Source organism: Ostreibacterium oceani, assembly GCF_009362845.1.
In the GTDB taxonomy this organism is placed as follows: Bacteria; Pseudomonadota; Gammaproteobacteria; order Cardiobacteriales; family Ostreibacteriaceae; genus Ostreibacterium; species Ostreibacterium oceani.
In genome coordinates this window covers 1-17,116 of the sequence record NZ_WHNW01000016.1, presented here as the reverse complement: position 1 = coordinate 17,116, position 17,116 = coordinate 1, and the positions used below count along the sequence as shown (strand labels likewise).

The following is a 17,116-nucleotide window of genomic DNA, read 5'->3' as shown; positions in this document are numbered from 1 at the left end:
TTGACTAAGGTCATGGCTGAGGCGCATGGTGGTGCATTTAAGGCTTACGATCAGATTGATGGTGCGCCAGAAGAGCGAGCGCGTGGTATTACGATTTCTACGGCTCACGTTGAGTATGAGTCAGAAGGTCGTCACTATGCCCACGTTGACTGTCCAGGTCACGCGGATTATGTAAAGAACATGATTACCGGTGCGGCACAGATGGACGGTGCGATTTTGGTTTGTTCAGCAGCAGATGGTCCGATGCCACAGACACGTGAGCACATTTTGTTGTCACGTCAGGTTGGCGTACCTTACATTGTGGTGTATTTGAACAAGGCCGATATGGTTGACGATGCGGAATTGCTAGAGTTAGTCGAGATGGAAGTCCGTGATTTGCTAAGCGCGTATGATTTCCCAGGTGATGATACGCCGATTGTAACGGGTTCTGCGCTAAAAGCACTAGAAGGCGACACGTCTGAGATTGGTGTGCCTTCGATTGAGCGTTTGGTTGCTGAGATGGACGCTTATATTCCTGAGCCTGAGCGTGATACAGACAAGCCGTTTTTGATGCCAGTAGAAGATGTATTCTCTATTCAAGGTCGTGGNACGGTGGTAACGGGTCGTATTGAGACGGGTATCATCAAGGTTGGCGACGAGATTGAGATTGTTGGCATGAAGGATACGACAAAGACGACGTGTACGGGTGTTGAGATGTTCCGTAAGCTACTTGACGAAGGCCGTGCAGGTGATAACGTGGGTGTATTGTTACGTGGTACTAAGCGTGAAGAAGTGCAACGTGGTCAGGTATTATCACACGTTGGCAAGATTACCCCACACACGAAATTCGAAGCAGAGATTTATGTGTTGTCTAAGGAAGAGGGCGGTCGTCATACCCCATTTTTCAAGGGTTACCGTCCACAGTTTTACTTCCGCACAACGGACGTAACGGGTGCGATGATGTTGCCTGCAGACGTTGAGATGGTTATGCCAGGTGATAACATCAAGATTGAAGTTGAGTTGATTGCACCGATTGCGATGGATGAGGGATTGCGATTTGCGATTCGTGAAGGTGGTCGTACCGTAGGTGCTGGCGTCGTCTCTAAAATTGTTGCGTAAGGCGAGTTATGACTAATCAAAAAATCAGAATNACGTGTACGGGTGTTGAGATGTTCCGTAAGCTACTTGACGAAGGCCGTGCAGGTGATAACGTGGGTGTATTGTTACGTGGTACTAAGCGTGAAGAAGTGCAACGTGGTCAGGTATTATCACACGTTGGCAAGATTACCCCACACACGAAATTCGAAGCAGAGATTTATGTGCTGTCTAAGGAAGAGGGCGGCCGTCATACCCCATTTTTCAAGGGTTACCGTCCACAGTTTTACTTCCGCACAACGGACGTAACAGGTGCGATGATGTTACCTGCAGACGTTGAGATGGTTATGCCAGGTGATAACATCAAGATTGAAGTTGAGTTGATTGCACCGATTGCGATGGATGAGGGATTGCGATTTGCGATTCGTGAAGGTGGTCGTACCGTAGGTGCTGGCGTCGTCTCTAAAATTGTTGCGTAATATTAATGCGTCAATAATGTCGACCGTGCTATAATGCGGTTAGCGAATACCTGTTATTGATTCGTTATTGGGGTGATGCAAGTTGCGCATCATCTGTGAAACTAATAACTGCGAAATAAAAAGCAAAGGTCGAGTTGGGCTCGATCTTTGCTTTTTTTCGCTAGTCGCTCGCCAATTGTGAGTGTGTTGATGTGGGTATGTGAGCATTGGGTATGTGAGCATGTTGGAATAAAAAGCATGACCATGGCGTGCGGCAATAAGTATTGAAGGAATAAGCAGGGTTAGAAAACGGCGACAAATAAGTGGCCTAAAATAACGGTTTATATTCATAGGGTTGAAGGTTGCGTTTGACGAAGAGGCTAAAAAAAAGCTAGCTAGGGTTGTCAAATGTCTGTCGATGGTGTATCATCATCGCCTATTTTTGCTACAGGCGCGTGGTCCAATGGTTACGACAAGGGTTTCCAAAACCTTTAATGGGAGTTCGATTCTCTCCGCGCCTGCCATTTTAAGGAATTTCGTAGATGAGTGATGCACAATCAAAATCGCCAATAGCGCGAAGTAAAACTGCCCATGGTTCGCATGAGCGCAAAGCAGAGAAAGGTAAATTTGATATTGTTTTTATCCTGTTATCTGTGTGCTTAGTGGCTTTGGCGTTGTACTTTGTGCCACGTGCGTTGGCTTCGACGGGTGTTGGGTTTTTATCTGATGGCTCGGGGATGAGTAAGCTGATTTCAGTGGTCACGGCTGCGCTTTTGGGTTGGGTGGCACTGTTGCCTGCGCAAAGCTATAAGCGGATTGTTGAGCTGTTAAAAGGCGGTCGCATTGAGTGGCGAAAAACAGTCAAGCCCGATAGGGACACAGTGACAAAAACCACGATGATGGTGCTAGCGATATCTATATTTTTAGCGCTGTTAATTCTGCTGATTGATAGTCTGTTTGGTTGGATTGTCAGAATAATCATTAACTAATCAAACCAGAGCGAGGGTGTCATGAAGTGGTATGTCATACAGGCTTATTCTCAGTATGAAAATCGCGTCAAGCAATTGTTGCTTGAGCGTATCGCGCGATCTGGGTTGGAGGCGTATTTTGGTGAGATTTTAGTGCCCACCGAAGAGGTCGCTGAAATGCGTGATGGCAAGCGTCGAACCAGCGAGCGCAAGTTTTTCCCAGGCTATGTCTTGATCAATATGGAAATGAATGATGAGACGTGGCATTTGGTTAAGTCAATCCCGAATATCAGTGGGTTTGTTGGCGGAACATCGGATAAGCCTTTCCCGTTATCTGAAGCTGAGGTGGATGTGATTATGAATCGTATCCAAGACGGCGTCGATAAGCCAAGACCCAAGACGTTGTACGAGGTGGGTGAAGTGGTTCGTGTCGCTGATGGGCCGTTTACAGATTTCAATGCAACGGTCGAAGAAGTTAATTACGAAAAGAGTCGATTAAAAGTATCGGTCGAAATTTTCGGTCGCTCAACGCCGGTTGATTTGGAATTCTACCAAGTCGAAAAGTTGTAATAAGTTGTAAGTAATAATAACGTGCATCCGCTGCCTGACAAGGCGGTGGGTGGTGAATAAAGTGAATGGGGAGTCGAAAGACGTTTGCACCCAAGCGAGGTAAGCATGGCAAAGAAAATAGAAGGTTATATCAAGCTGCAAGTTGCAGCGGGTAGTGCAAACCCAAGTCCGCCAGTCGGGCCGGCATTGGGTCAGCATGGTGTTAATATCATGGAATTTTGTAAAGCGTTTAATGCCGCGACACAGGATATGGAAAAAGGCCTGCCTGTTCCAGTAGTGATCACGGTTTACAGCGACAGAAGCTTCACCTTCATTACCAAAACCCCGCCAGCAGCAGTTTTGCTTAGAAAGGCGGCTGGAATTGCAAAGGGTTCAGGGCGTCCGAATACCGAAAAAGTCGGTACAGTCACACGTGCTCAGATAGAAGAGATTGCAAAGACTAAAACACCCGATTTAACTGCAGCCGATTTAGAAGCGGCGGTTAAAACGATCGCGGGAACTGCGCGTTCTATGGGTTTAGTTTACAAAGAGGGAGAGTAGCATGGCGAAGTTAAGTAAAAGAATGAAAAGTCTTCGTGATAAGGTTGATGTTGAAAAATCTTATGATGCGGTAGAAGCGCTAGATTTGCTTAAGTCGCTCTCTTCGGTTAAGTTTACTGAGTCGGTTGATGTTGCGATTAATTTGGGTGTAGACCCTAGAAAGACCGACCAAGTCGTCCGTGGCGCATCGACACTGCCTAATGGGACAGGTAAAACGGTTCGAGTTGCTGTTTTTGCGCAGGATGCAAATGCCGATGCCGCAAAAGAAGCGGGAGCAGATATTGTCGGTTTTGAAGACTTAGCAGACGCAATTAAAGCAGGCAACATGGATTTTGACGTGGTGATTGCCACGCCTGATGCCATGCGCGTTGTTGGTCAGTTAGGAACGGTTTTGGGGCCAAAAGGCTTGATGCCAAACCCTAAAGTCGGGACAGTGACACCAGATGTTGCGACTGCCGTAAAAAACGCAAAAGGTGGTCAGGTTAGATTTAGAACCGATAAAAATGGCATTATCCATTGTACGGTTGGTAAGGCGAGCTTTGATGCGCCTGCGCTTAAGCAAAACATTGAGCATTTAATTGCAGATATCAACAAACTCAGACCTGCGGGTGCCAAAGGCGTGTTTTTGAAAAAAGTTTCTGTTTCTACGACGATGGGGCCTGGCGTTAGTGTTGACTTGTCAACGTTAGCGCACTAGTAGGTCTTGTCTCTTTGTGGCAGTCGGAAGGCTGCCATCAAAGACCGTGGGGGTGCCAAAGCAATCTGTTTTGGTGGCTTAAATGGCAATTTCGATTGCCGCCCTACGTAGATGGAGCCGCTGACTGTAGATCAAATTTTGGATGTACCCCATCTATGTTTGAAATCGTTAGTTGGTTGCCGGTCCTGTGGCAACACAGGTGTTATGGGTCTCATAATGGCGGAGTAATCACATATGAGTTTAAATTTAAATGAAAAGAAGGCAGTAGTCGAGGCAGTCGCTGAGGTTGCAAAGTCGTCAAATGCAGTGGTTGGTGCCAGTTATATTGGTATTTCAGCTGAAAAAATGACGGAGTTGCGGGCGTTGGCGAGGGCTCAGGGTGTTCATCTTCGGATTGTTAAAAATACGTTAGCAAAGCGTGCGCTAGCTGATACTGAATTTGCGTCTTGCGAAGACAGATTGGTTGGCCCGTTGATGCTTGCTTTTTCAACGGACGAGCCAAGTGCTGGCGCGCGAATTTTCAAACATTTCATCAAAGAAAATGCGACAGCAAAAGAAATGGTTCAGTTTTTGTGGTTTGATGGCGAAGTTTATGCAGGTGAAAGCCTAGATAAAATTGCCAGCATGCCAACCAAAGACGAAGCAATTGCCATGCTGATGTCGGTCATGAAAGCACCAGTCGCCAAGTTGGCAAGAACGATTGATGCAGTCAAGGCGCAGAAAGAAGCTGAAGCAGCGTAGTGTTTTTAAGAATCTAATAAATAGTAACTAATTAAGTTTGAGGAAAAAGTATGACTAACGATCAAATTTTAGAAGCAATCGAAGCAAAAACGGTAGGCGAAATTGTTGAATTAATCGCTGCAATGGAAGAGAAGTTCGGTGTGACGGCTGCGGTTGCAGCGGCAGCACCTGCTGCTGGTGGAGACGCTGGTGGTGAGGCAGCGGCAAAAGACGACTTCGATGTGGTCTTGACAGGTGATGGCGGCAAAAAAGTCGCGGTTATTAAAGTCGTTCGCGAAATCACAGGTCTTGGCTTAAAAGAAGCTAAAGACGCCGTTGAAGGCGTACCTTCAACGTTGAAAGAAGGTGTTGCAAAAGGTGAGGCCGAAGAAATTAAAGCGAAGCTTGAAGAAGCTGGCGCAACTGTTGAACTGAAATAACACAACACGTTGTTTTATTGAATATGCTGGCTCTTTTTAAAGAGTCGGCATATTTTCGTCTTTGGCGTATGCCACTTGGCTTGCATAATTAATTGGGGATCTCATGACATATTCATATACCGAAAAAAAACGTATCAGAAAAAATTTTGGCAAACTACCAAACGTTTTAGATGCGCCATTTTTGCTTGCAACTCAGCTAGACTCTTATCGGGGGTTTTTGTATGGAAACGCAGAACATCCGAGTAATCCTGAAGCAGGGCTAGAGAGTGCATTTAAATCGGTTTTCCCCATTGTCAGCCATGCTGGACATGTTGAATTACAGTACGTTGGGTATGAATTAGAAAAACCTGAATTTAGTATCCGCGAGTGTAAATTACGCGGACTAACCTATTCTTCAGCGCTGCGAGTTAAGTTAAAGCTCGTTATTTATGACAAGGATTCGGCCAAAAAGAAAGTTAAAAAAATCCTCGAGCCAGACAGTGTTTTCATGGGTGAGTTGCCTTTGATGACTGAGACGGGAACGTTTGTGATTAATGGCACCGAGCGTGTCGTTGTTTCGCAATTGCACCGTTCGCCAGGTGTGTTTTTTGACCACGACAAAGGTAAGTCGCACTCATCTGGTAAGACGCTATTTTCTGCGCGAGTTATCCCTTACCGTGGCTCTTGGTTGGATTTTGAGTTTGATATTAAGGATACCTTGTTTTGTCGGGTTGATCGCCGTAAAAAATTACCAGTAACCGTTTTTCTTCGCGCGTTAGGCTATGATAATAAAACGATTTTGGATACATTTTTTGAAAAACAAACGGTCAAACTGTTAGCCACTAAGGCAACGTTACACCTTGATGTGCAGGATTTGCGTGGTGAGACGCTCGATTTTTCGATTAAAGACGGCAAAAACGTATTAGTTGAAGCAGGCAAGCGTATTACAGCCAAGCATATTCGCGATATGCAAAAAGCGAACATTGATAAAATTGATGTCCCCCATGATTATTTGGTTGGGCGCGTCTTGGCCTGCGATGTTGTAGATAAAGAGACTGGTGAGATCCTGTCTGCTGCAAACGATATTGTGACGTCAGACTTGCTAGATGTCATGGTAACCAGAAAAATGAAAGGGTTTGACCTGATTGTCGTTAATGACGTTGATAAGGGGCCCTTTATATCCGATTCCATGCGGATTGATTTGACATCTAGCGCGTTAGAGGCGCAAGTCGAAATCTACAAAATGATGCGTCCAGGTGAGCCACCAACAAAAGAAGCGGCTGAAGGACTCTTCCATAGTTTATTTTTTGACCCAGACCGTTATGATTTATCAGCGGTTGGGCGTATGAAGTTTAATCGCCGAGTTGGGCGAGAGGCCATAGAAGGCCCAGGCGTGCTGTCTAACGATGATATCATTGATGTGTTGAGAATATTAATCGATATCAAAAACGGTAATGGCACAGTCGATGATATCGATCATTTGGGCAATCGACGCGTTCGCTGTGTCGGAGAAATGACAGAAAATGCGTTTCGTGTGGGGCTTGTCCGCTTAGAGCGCATGGTTAAAGAGCGATTATCTTTGGTCGAAGCAGAGAACTTAGGTCCCAGAGACTTGATTAATGCCAAACCAGTTGCTGCGGCCGTCAAAGAATTTTTTGGCTCATCGCAACTATCACAGTTTATGGATCAAAACAATCCGCTGTCTGAAGTGACGCACAAAAGACGTATTTCAGCGCTAGGCCCAGGCGGTTTGACGCGTGAGCGCGCAGGTTTTGAGGTGCGCGATGTTCACCCGACGCACTATGGACGACTTTGCCCGATTGAAACCCCTGAAGGACCGAATATCGGTTTGATTAATTCATTGTCCACTTTTGCGCGTACGAATAGCTACGGCTTTTTAGAAACGCCATACCGCGTGGTGAAAAATAAAAAAGTGACCGCTGAAATTGTGTATTTGTCAGCGATTGATGAAAGCGAGTATACCATTGCGCAGGCGAATGCAAGGCTAGACAGCAAAGGTTGCTTTGTCGATGACTTGGTGGCTTGCCGGCATCAAGGTGAAGCCGTACTGTCTAACCCAGATCAAGTTCAGCTGATTGACGTGTCACCCAAACAGGCCGTATCCGTTGCTGCCTCTATGATTCCGTTTTTGGAACATGATGATGCCAACCGTGCGTTGATGGGATCAAACATGCAGCGCCAAGCGGTGCCGACACTAAAGGCGGATAAACCTTTGGTTGGTACGGGTATGGAGCGTTTGGTTGCGACGGACTCAGGTGTGGTGGTTATCGCAGAACGTGGCGGCGAAGTCGACTCGGTCGATGCGGGTCGTATTGTGATTAAGGTCAACGATGACGAAGCCGCCGCTGGCGAAGCGGGTGTCGATATTTATAATCTGACCAAGTACACGCGGTCTAACCAAAACACCTGTATCAACCAAAGGCCATTGGTGAAACTAGGCGACAAAGTTGCTAGAGGTGATGTGCTGGCGGATGGCCCTTCAACCGATATGGGAGAGTTGGCGATTGGGCAAAATATTCGTGTCGCATTTATGCCGTGGAATGGCTATAACTTCGAAGATTCTATCCTAATTTCAGAGCGCGTTGTAAAAGAGGACCGCTTTACAACAATTCATATCGAGGAGCTAACTTGTGTGGCAAGAGACACCAAGCTAGGTTCTGAGGAAATCACCGTTGATATTCCAAATATCAAAGAAAGTGCATTGGCTAAGCTTGATGAGTCAGGCATTATTCACATTGGTGCCAAAGTCAAGCAAGGCGATATTCTCGTGGGTAAAGTCACGCCTAAATCAGAGCGACCGCAATCACCAGAAGACAAATTGCTACGTGCGATTTTTGGCGAAAAAGCCTCCGATGTCAAAGACACATCGTTACGCTCAGGGTCGGGCGTAGAGGGTACTGTTATCGATGTGCGTGTGTTTACGCGTGACGGGGTTGAGAAAGATAGTCGAGCGCTTGCGATAGAATTAGATGAAATTCAACGGGTCAAGATGGATTTAGACACAGAGCTGGCGATATTTGAAGATGACTTTTTTGAACGCGTTGCTCGGCTGTTGGTTGGGCAAAAAGCCAAAAAAGGGCCAGCAAAAATCAAAGCCGATAGCGTCGTGACGCAAGACTACCTAGATAGCCTTGATAGAAATCAGTGGCTAGACCTTCGTATGCAAGACAAAGCGATTAATGAACAGCTCGATGAAATGCAGTCGCTGCTTGTGGTTAAGCGCAAAGAAAGCCTAGAACAATTCGAAGAGCAAAAACGCAAAATCACACAGGGCGATGATTTGCCACCAGGCGTTCAGAAAATGGTAAAAGTTTACCTAGCAATTAAACGAAGATTGCAGCCTGGAGACAAACTAGCGGGACGTCACGGTAACAAAGGGGTGGTTTCTATGATTGTCCCCCAAGAAGACATGCCGTTTTTAGGTGACGGTGTGCCTGTTGATATCGTGCTAAACCCGCTCGGTGTGCCGTCGCGGATGAATATCGGGCAAGTACTAGAAACGCATTTGGGTTGGGCCGCTAAAGGGTTGGGTGATAAGATTAATCAAATGCTCAAAGCCCAAACCTCTATGGCGAAACTGCGAGAATTTTTAGGTAAAATCTATAATCACGATAAAAAGCGTGAAGATTTGGATAGCTTGTCAGATGCAGAAATCATTCAATTGGCGGAAAATTTACGGGGCGGTGTGCCGATGGCGACGCCTGTGTTTGATGGTGCTTCAGAAAAAGAGCTTTGCGAATTATTAGCACTTGCTGACTTGTCTGAAACGGGTCAATCAGTCGTGTTTGATGGGCGGACAGGCGAGCAATTTGACCGCGAAGTTACCGTTGGTTATATGTATATGCTAAAACTTAACCATTTGGTTGATGACAAAATGCACGCACGTTCAACCGGCCCTTATAGTTTGGTAACGCAACAGCCACTCGGCGGTAAGGCGCAGTTTGGTGGACAGCGGTTTGGTGAGATGGAAGTCTGGGCATTACAAGCCTATGGTGCTGCCTACACACTGCAAGAGCTGCTAACAGTGAAATCTGATGACGTAGAGGGTCGCGCCAAAGTGTATAAAAGCATCGTAGATGGTGATCCGACGATACACCCAGGTATGCCAGAATCCTTTAATGTACTATTGAAAGAAGTGCGTTCATTAGGGATTAACCTAGAGTTAGAGCAAGACTAATTTCGGAGAAATAAAATGCAAGATTTGTTAAATTTATTTAAATCAAAAGATGGGCTAGACGATTTCGATAAAATTCGTGTTAGCCTAGCTTCTCCAGAGATGATTCGTTCTTGGTCTTATGGTGAGGTTAAAAAACCAGAAACGATTAATTATCGAACCTTTAAACCCGAACGTGATGGTCTTTTTTGCGCTAAAATTTTTGGTCCTATAAAAGACTACGAATGTCTATGCGGTAAATACAAGCGCTTAAAGCACCGTGGCGTTGTGTGCGAAAAATGTGGTGTCGAAGTGACCAAGGCAAAGGTCAGGCGTGAGCGCATGGGGCATATTGATTTAGCCACACCGTGTGCCCATATTTGGTTTTTGAAATCTTTGCCATCGCGCATTGGGCTGTTGCTGGATAAGCCTTTAAAAGAAATTGAAAGTGTCCTTTATTTTGAGGCCTACATTGTCCTTGATCCGGGTATGACGCCGTTGAGCAAAGGACAGTTGCTGACCGATGAGGCTTACATTGATGCATTGGACAATCATGGCGATGGGTTTGTGGCTAAAATGGGTGCAGAGGCGATTCAATACCTACTCAAAGAAATGGATTTGTCGGTTGAGGTTGCAAGGCTTCGAGAAGAATTGGATGACACCAAATCAGAAACAAAAATTAAACGCTTTACTAAACGTTTGAAAATTATCGAAGGGTTAATTGCCTCAGAGAATAAGCCCGAGTGGATGATTCTGGAGGTCTTGCCTATTTTACCACCTGATTTGCGACCATTGGTGCCGTTAGACTCGGGTCGTTTTGCGACATCTGATCTTAATGATTTGTACCGACGTGTTATTAACCGCAATAACCGTTTGCGGAAATTGCTAGAGTTAAACGCGCCAGATATTATTGTGCGTAATGAAAAACGGATGCTGCAGGAGTCGGTCGATTCATTATTAGATAACGGACGTCGTGGACGTGCGGTCACGGGCGCCAATAAACGGCCACTCAAGTCATTGGCTGAAATGATTAAAGGTAAACAAGGGCGCTTCCGTCAGAACTTGTTAGGTAAGCGCGTTGACTATTCTGGTCGTTCGGTTATCGTGGTTGGACCAACACTGCGGCTACACCAATGTGGCTTACCTAAGAAAATGGCATTAGAGCTATTTAAGCCCTTCGTTTTTTCAAAGCTGATTAGCTATGGTCATGCGAATACGATTAAGGCAGCAAAAAATATGGTTGACCGTTCGACGCCAGAGGTCTGGGACGTGTTGGAAGAGGTAATTCGTGAGCATCCCGTGCTGCTCAACCGAGCGCCCACACTACACCGTTTAGGTATTCAAGCGTTTGAGCCGCTATTGATTGAAGGGAAGGCGATTCAGCTTCACCCATTGGTTTGCGCGGCATTTAACGCGGATTTTGATGGCGACCAAATGGCGGTGCACGTGCCTTTGTCATTAGAGGCGCAGATTGAATCGCGTGCGTTGATGATGTCATCGAATAATATTTTGCACCCAGCCAACGGTGAGCCAATTATCGTGCCATCGCAGGATGTTGTCTTGGGGCTTTATTATATGACACGTTCCAAAATTAACGCAAAAGGCGAAGGGATGGTTTTTGCCAATGCAGATGAGGTCAAAAAGGCCTATGATATGGGGTTAGTGCATATCCAAGCCCATATTCAATTAAGGGTCAAGACAGAAGGCGAAGTAAAACGTGTGGAAACGACCGTAGGCCGTGCAATTCTACGCACTCAGTTACCATCAGAGTTAGATTTTAAACACTATAATAAAACACTTAAGAAAAAAGACATCTCTAACCTCATTAATCTGTCTTATCGGGAAAATGGTTTGAAATCAACCGTGCTGCTAGCAGATGCTTTGCTGTACACTGGCTTCCACTATGCGACGCATTCGGGAACATCTATAGGGATCAAGGATATGACGATTCCTGATAGTAAGCCAGAGATTATCAGAGCCGCCGAAGACGAAGTAAAAGCGATACAAGACCAGTACCATTCTGGCCTAGTGACGGGCGGGGAACGCTATAATAAAGTCATCGATATTTGGTCGCGAGCAAATGACAAAGTTGCCCAAGCGATGATGAATAAACTGTCGGTGAACGAAGTACAAGATCGAGACGGTAACCGTGTCGAGGAAGAATCTTTCAACTCTGTTTACATGATGGCTGACTCAGGCGCACGGGGCTCAGCAGCGCAAATGCGCCAGCTTGCGGGTATGCGTGGACTGATGGCTAAGCCAGATGGCTCAATTATTGAAACGCCGATTACCGCTAATTTCCGCGAAGGGTTAACCGTGGCGCAATACTTTACTTCAACGCACGGTGCTCGGAAAGGGCTTGCAGATACCGCGCTAAAAACAGCGAACTCAGGCTATCTAACAAGACGGCTAGTCGATGTATCCCAAGACTTGGTTATTTTGGATGATGACTGTGGCACGAGTGGTGGCGTGGAGATGACGGCGGTTGTCGAGGGCTCCGAAGTCGTCGAGTCATTGGGCGATCGCGTGCTAGGACGCGTGGTGGCGGCTGATATTTTGCATCCGAAAACGGGTGAAGTCTTAATCGACCGCAACACACTACTGGACGAAGCAGCAGTTGATACCATCGATGCAGCAGGTGTTGATCACGTCATGGTTCGTTCTGTGATTACGTGTGACTCAAAGTACGGTGTCTGTGCTAAGTGCTATGGCCGCGATTTGGCGCGTGGTAACTTAGTCAACAAGGGCGAGGCCATCGGTGTGATTGCGGCACAGTCTATCGGTGAGCCAGGGACACAGTTGACGATGCGGACGTTCCATATCGGGGGGGCAGCATCACGGTCAGCGGCGGTAGGAAGTGTTGACACCAAAACAACGGGAACCATTAAGCTCACTAATGTAAAAACGGTGCAAAACAAAGACGGTAACTGGGTAACGACCGCAAGAAACGGCGAGTTATCGGTTGTTGATGCCGCGGGTCACGAACGTGAACGCTATAAATTGCAGTACGGTGCTGTATTAATGGTCCAGGACGGCGATTCGACTGAGCCAGGCATGATGGTGGCAAAATGGGATCCGCACACGCGTCCTATTGTCTCAGAGGCTAGTGGTCAAGTAAAATTTATTGATTTCGAAGAGGGTGTCACGGTTCAAACCAGCACAGATTCTGAAACGGGTTTAACGACCTTGACGGTGATAGAGCCAGGTCAGCGACCAACAGTTGCCAGAGACAGGCGTCCGCAAATCCAGATTAGCAAAGGCAAAAAAGCAGGCGATGCCTTATCGACCTATTTCTTGCCAGCGAATGCAATTGTCAATTTGGTCGATGGTGCCGAGGTGAAAGCAGGTGATATCATTTCTCGTATTCCTCAGGAATCAGGGAAAACAGGCGACATTACTGGTGGATTGCCGCGAGTGGCTGATTTATTTGAGGCGAGAAAGCCCAAAGAGCCAGCAATTATGGCAGAGGCAACCGGGGTTATTAGTTTCGGGAAAGAGACGAAAGGGAAGCAACGCTTGGTGATAACGGACGAAGACGGTCATACGCATGAGCTGCTGATTCCGAAATGGCGACAAATGAACGTGCTCGAAGGTGAGTCGGTTGTTCGTGGCGAAACGATATCCGAAGGTGAGCCAGATCCGCATGATATTCTGCGCTTAAGAGGAATTAAGACCTTAGCCGAGTTTATTACGAAAGAAGTACAAGACGTCTATCGTTTGCAAGGGGTAAAAATTAACGATAAACACATCGAGGTTATCGTTAAGCAAATGCTTAAGCGTGTCGAAGTTGTCGATGCGGGCGATACACAATTAATCGCGGGTGAGCAAGGCAATTTATCACGGGTATTTGAAGAGAATTCGCGTGTTGAAGCCAACGGCGGACAGCCTGCACAATATGTGCCTATTTTGCTGGGGATAACAAAAGCCTCTTTGGCAACCGATTCATTCTTGTCGGCCGCCTCATTCCAAGAAACAACGCGCGTACTAACAGAAGCAGCGACGCGCGGTGCATATGATGATTTAAGAGGATTAAAGGAAAATATTGTGGTTGGGCGATTAATCCCTGCAGGAACTGGATTGGCTTACCATGAGTCGAGAAAGGCTGAGCAGCACTTCGATGAATCACTATTTGTTACCCCTGCGCAGGCATCCGAGGATGGGGCGCAGGAATAATAAAGCTTGACAAAAACCGTTTTTAAGATTAAGGTTGCATCCTTTTTCGTAAAGTTGAATGACGAATAATTCGTGGAGAAAATGAAACTATGGCAACAGTAAACCAGCTTGTGCGTAAGCCAAGAAAAACCAAAGCAGAAAAGACAAGCGTTCCTGCTTTACAGGCTTGCCCTCAGCGCCGAGGAGTCTGTACTCGCGTCTATACAACGACGCCCAAAAAACCTAACTCAGCAGCGCGTAAGGTCGCCCGTGTTCGGTTAACCAGTAACTATGAAGTCACCGCTTATATTGGTGGCGAAGGCCACAACCTGCAAGAGCACAGCTTGGTGTTGATTCGCGGTGGGCGGGTCAAGGATTTACCAGGTGTTCGTTACCATGTCGTCCGCGGCAGCTTGGATACAGCTGGTGTAAATGACAGAAAACAAGGTCGCTCTAAGTACGGAACGAAGCGACCAAAATCATAATTTTATTGACATTAAATAGGTAGAGATATGCCCAGAAGAAGAGAAGTCCCCGTACGCGAAATTTTGCCAGATCCAAAGTTTGGAAGCACCGTTGTTGCCAAGTTTATGAATATGGTGATGGTTGATGGCAAAAAATCTGTTGCAGAGCAGATTGTTTATCGCGCACTGGAATCAGTGGTTGCCAATAAAGGTGGTGAGCCGACTGAAGTATTGGAGAAGGCGCTGGATAATGTACGTCCAACTGTAGAAGTTAAATCCCGACGGGTTGGTGGTGCAACGTACCAAGTACCTGTCGAAGTCCGTGCGGTTCGCCAAAATGCATTGGCGATGCGCTGGTTGATTGAGGCGGCACGTAAGCGTGGCGAAAAATCAATGGCGGCAAGGCTGGCGGCTGAATTAAGCGAAGCGTTGGATCAGCGTGGGGCAGCGGTTAAAAAGCGTGACGATACGCACAAAATGGCTGAAGCAAACAAAGCCTTTGCTCACTTCCGCTGGTAATAGGAGATAACGATGGCACGAACTACTTCGATTGAAAAATACCGAAATATTGGCATTGTTGCGCACGTTGATGCAGGTAAAACGACAACGACAGAGCGCGTATTGTTCTACACTGGATTGTCGCATAAGATTGGTGAAGTCCATGATGGTGCGGCGACGATGGACTGGATGGAACAAGAGCAAGAGCGTGGTATTACCATTACTTCTGCGGCAACGACTTGTTTTTGGCGCGGTATGGATGCCCAATTCCCAGAGCATCGCATTAATATCATAGACACACCAGGACACGTTGACTTTACGATTGAGGTTGAGCGTTCGCTTCGCGTTTTGGATGGCGCGGTGGTTGTCCTTTGTGCGTCTTCTGGTGTTCAGCCCCAGACCGAAACGGTATGGCGCCAAGCCAATAAATACCAAGTCCCACGTATGGTGTTTGTGAATAAAATGGATCGCGCGGGTGCTGACTTTTTTATGGTGGTTGAGCAGCTTAAAAAAAGATTAGGCGCAAACGCGGTACCAATGCAGATTCCTGTTGGTGCGGAAGATACTTTCAGAGGCGTTATTGACCTGATTAAAATGAAGTTCATTAACTGGAATGAAGCCGACCAAGGGATGACCTTTACTTATGATGAAATTCCTGCGGATTTAGCAGAAATGGCAGAGGAGTGGCGTCAAGGTTTAATAGAGGCCGCTGCTGAAAGCTCAGAAACGTTAATGGATAAGTACATCGAAGGCGAAGCATTAACCGAAGATGAAATCAAATCAGGTCTACGCCAGCGGACGTTGGACAATGAAATAGTGCTTTGCGCTTGTGGTTCTGCTTTTAAAAATAAAGGGGTTCAGGCCGTCCTCGATGCGGTGATTGAATACATGCCGTCACCCGCTGAGGTTAAAGCCATTCGTGGTGAAGATGAGCAGGGTAATGAAATTAAGTGTGAGGCAAATGACACGGATCCGTTTGCGGCATTGGCGTTTAAGATTGCAACTGACCCGTTTGTGGGGACGTTGACGTTCGTTCGCTGTTATTCTGGTATATTGAATGCAGGGAGTACCGTGCTGAATTCGATCAAGCAAAAGCGCGAGCGTGTTGGTCGAATCGTGCAGATGCACGCCAACTCACGCGAAGAAATCAAAGAAATTCTTGCTGGCGATATCGCGGCTTGCATCGGTTTGAAAGACGTGACAACGGGTGAGACATTATGTGATATGAATCGCCCTGTGATTTTGGAGCGAATGGAGTTCCCAGAGCCCGTTATTTCGATTGCCGTTGAGCCGAAAACAAAAGCAGACCAAGAAAAGATGGGTATTGCGTTGGGTAAATTGGCCCAAGAAGATCCGTCGTTTCGTGTAAAAACGGACGAAGAAACGGGGCAAACCATTATTTCAGGGATGGGTGAGTTACACTTAGACATCATCGTTGATCGGATGCGACGCGAGTTTAATGTTGAGACAAGCGTTGGTGCGCCACAAGTTTCTTATAGAGAAACGATTCGCGAGGCAGTTAATCAAGAAGGCAAGTTTGTTAAACAATCAGGCGGTCGTGGTCAGTACGGTCATGTGTGGTTAAAGCTTGAGCCACAAGAGCCAGGCGAAGGCTATACCTTCGTTAATGAGATTGTTGGTGGGGTGGTTCCGCGCGAATATATCCCAGCGGTTGATAAAGGAATTCAAGAGCGTATGCAGTCAGGTGTATTGGCGGGCTTCCCTGTTGTCGATGTGAAGGCGACTTTGTATGACGGTTCGTATCACGAAGTTGATTCAAACGAGATGGCCTTTAAGATGGCGGCGTCAGACGCATTCCGTCAAGGCGCGCTGAAGGCAAAAGCCGTGCTACTTGAGCCGATTATGAAGGTTGAAGTCGTGACACCAGAAGAGTACATGGGAGATGTCATGGGTGACTTAAATCGTCGTCGCGGTCTGGTGCAAGGGATGGAAGATGGTGCAATGGATAAAGTCATCAATGCAGAGGTCCCGCTTGCAGAAATGTTCGGTTACGCAACATCCGTTCGCTCGTTGTCTCAGGGTCGAGCCAGTTATTCAATGGAGTTTTTGAAATACTCAGAAACACCAGCCAATGTTGCAGAAGAAATTATCAAAAATTCAAAAAAATAAAGTATTAGGAGATTAAGACATGTCAAAAGAGAAATTTGAGCGCACCAAGCCTCACGTAAACGTAGGTACGATAGGTCACGTAGACCATGGTAAGACGACGTTGACTGCGGCGTTGACTAAGGTCATGGCTGAGGCGCATGGTGGTGCATTTAAGGCTTACGATCAGATTGATGGTGCGCCAGAAGAGCGAGCGCGTGGTATTACGATTTCTACGGCTCACGTTGAGTATGAGTCAGAAGGTCGTCACTATGC

The 17,116-nt window shown here is 46.7% G+C and carries 13 protein-coding genes, 1 tRNA gene and 1 pseudogene; all 15 read left to right on the top strand.

What is annotated here, in order from left to right:
* The coding region (gene tuf, locus GCU85_RS09720) for an elongation factor Tu (RefSeq protein WP_152810989.1) at positions 1 to 1,098 on the top strand (1,098 nt) is incomplete at its 5' end.
* Between the two features lie 23 nt (positions 1,099 to 1,121).
* Positions 1,122 to 1,553, top strand: a pseudogene (locus GCU85_RS09715) (EF-Tu C-terminal domain-related protein); the annotation flags it as partial.
* Between the two features lie 428 nt (positions 1,554 to 1,981).
* A tRNA-Trp gene (locus GCU85_RS09710) sits at positions 1,982 to 2,056 on the top strand.
* A gap of 18 nt (positions 2,057 to 2,074) precedes the next feature.
* Positions 2,075 to 2,521 (top strand): preprotein translocase subunit SecE, encoded by a 447-nt coding sequence (secE, locus tag GCU85_RS09705; RefSeq protein WP_152810988.1) that lies wholly within the window; start codon positions 2,075 to 2,077, stop codon positions 2,519 to 2,521.
* Between the two features lie 21 nt (positions 2,522 to 2,542).
* A complete protein-coding gene (gene nusG, locus GCU85_RS09700; RefSeq protein WP_152810987.1) occupies positions 2,543 to 3,070 on the top strand; it encodes a transcription termination/antitermination protein NusG in 528 nt (175 codons plus the stop codon).
* A gap of 105 nt (positions 3,071 to 3,175) precedes the next feature.
* Complete coding sequence (gene rplK / locus GCU85_RS09695; protein ID WP_152810986.1) at positions 3,176 to 3,610, top strand: 50S ribosomal protein L11; 435 nt, start codon at positions 3,176 to 3,178, stop codon at positions 3,608 to 3,610.
* A gap of 1 nt (position 3,611) precedes the next feature.
* Complete coding sequence (rplA, locus tag GCU85_RS09690) at positions 3,612 to 4,307, top strand: 50S ribosomal protein L1 (protein WP_152810985.1); 696 nt, start codon at positions 3,612 to 3,614, stop codon at positions 4,305 to 4,307.
* 234 nt (positions 4,308 to 4,541) lie between these two features.
* Positions 4,542 to 5,048: a 50S ribosomal protein L10 gene (gene rplJ / locus GCU85_RS09685; protein WP_152810984.1), complete on the top strand. Its 507-nt coding sequence runs from the start codon at positions 4,542 to 4,544 to the stop codon at positions 5,046 to 5,048.
* 50 nt (positions 5,049 to 5,098) lie between these two features.
* Positions 5,099 to 5,467, top strand: a complete 369-nt coding sequence (rplL, locus tag GCU85_RS09680; protein WP_152810983.1) for a 50S ribosomal protein L7/L12 — start codon at positions 5,099 to 5,101, stop codon at positions 5,465 to 5,467.
* 103 nt (positions 5,468 to 5,570) lie between these two features.
* On the top strand, positions 5,571 to 9,644 hold the full coding sequence (gene rpoB, locus GCU85_RS09675) for a DNA-directed RNA polymerase subunit beta (protein ID WP_152810982.1): 4,074 nt from the start codon (positions 5,571 to 5,573) through the stop codon (positions 9,642 to 9,644).
* 15 nt (positions 9,645 to 9,659) lie between these two features.
* Positions 9,660 to 13,793, top strand: a complete 4,134-nt coding sequence (rpoC, locus tag GCU85_RS09670; protein ID WP_152810981.1) for a DNA-directed RNA polymerase subunit beta' — start codon at positions 9,660 to 9,662, stop codon at positions 13,791 to 13,793.
* 89 nt (positions 13,794 to 13,882) lie between these two features.
* A complete protein-coding gene (gene rpsL, locus GCU85_RS09665) occupies positions 13,883 to 14,257 on the top strand; it encodes a 30S ribosomal protein S12 (RefSeq protein ID WP_152810980.1) in 375 nt (124 codons plus the stop codon).
* Between the two features lie 27 nt (positions 14,258 to 14,284).
* Positions 14,285 to 14,755 (top strand): 30S ribosomal protein S7, encoded by a 471-nt coding sequence (rpsG, locus tag GCU85_RS09660; protein WP_152810979.1) that lies wholly within the window; start codon positions 14,285 to 14,287, stop codon positions 14,753 to 14,755.
* A 12-nt stretch (positions 14,756 to 14,767) separates the two neighbouring features.
* On the top strand, positions 14,768 to 16,864 hold the full coding sequence (gene fusA / locus GCU85_RS09655; protein ID WP_152810978.1) for an elongation factor G: 2,097 nt from the start codon (positions 14,768 to 14,770) through the stop codon (positions 16,862 to 16,864).
* Positions 16,865 to 16,883: 19 nt separating this feature from the next.
* Positions 16,884 to 17,116: GTP-binding protein (locus GCU85_RS09650; protein ID WP_235896263.1), on the top strand; the 233-nt coding region annotated here is incomplete at its 3' end.

Bases quoted from the DNA above. Each gene is read 5' to 3' on its own strand.
- secE (WP_152810988.1), top strand. From the start codon at position 2,075: ATGAGTGATGCACAATCAAAATCGCCAATAGCGCGAAGTAAAACTGCC.
- nusG (WP_152810987.1), top strand. From the start codon at position 2,543: ATGAAGTGGTATGTCATACAGGCTTATTCTCAGTATGAAAATCGCGTC.
- rplK (WP_152810986.1), top strand. From the start codon at position 3,176: ATGGCAAAGAAAATAGAAGGTTATATCAAGCTGCAAGTTGCAGCGGGT.
- rplA (WP_152810985.1), top strand. From the start codon at position 3,612: ATGGCGAAGTTAAGTAAAAGAATGAAAAGTCTTCGTGATAAGGTTGAT.
- rplJ (WP_152810984.1), top strand. From the start codon at position 4,542: ATGAGTTTAAATTTAAATGAAAAGAAGGCAGTAGTCGAGGCAGTCGCT.
- rplL (WP_152810983.1), top strand. From the start codon at position 5,099: ATGACTAACGATCAAATTTTAGAAGCAATCGAAGCAAAAACGGTAGGC.
- rpoB (WP_152810982.1), top strand. From the start codon at position 5,571: ATGACATATTCATATACCGAAAAAAAACGTATCAGAAAAAATTTTGGC.
- rpoC (WP_152810981.1), top strand. From the start codon at position 9,660: ATGCAAGATTTGTTAAATTTATTTAAATCAAAAGATGGGCTAGACGAT.
- rpsL (WP_152810980.1), top strand. From the start codon at position 13,883: ATGGCAACAGTAAACCAGCTTGTGCGTAAGCCAAGAAAAACCAAAGCA.
- rpsG (WP_152810979.1), top strand. From the start codon at position 14,285: ATGCCCAGAAGAAGAGAAGTCCCCGTACGCGAAATTTTGCCAGATCCA.
- fusA (WP_152810978.1), top strand. From the start codon at position 14,768: ATGGCACGAACTACTTCGATTGAAAAATACCGAAATATTGGCATTGTT.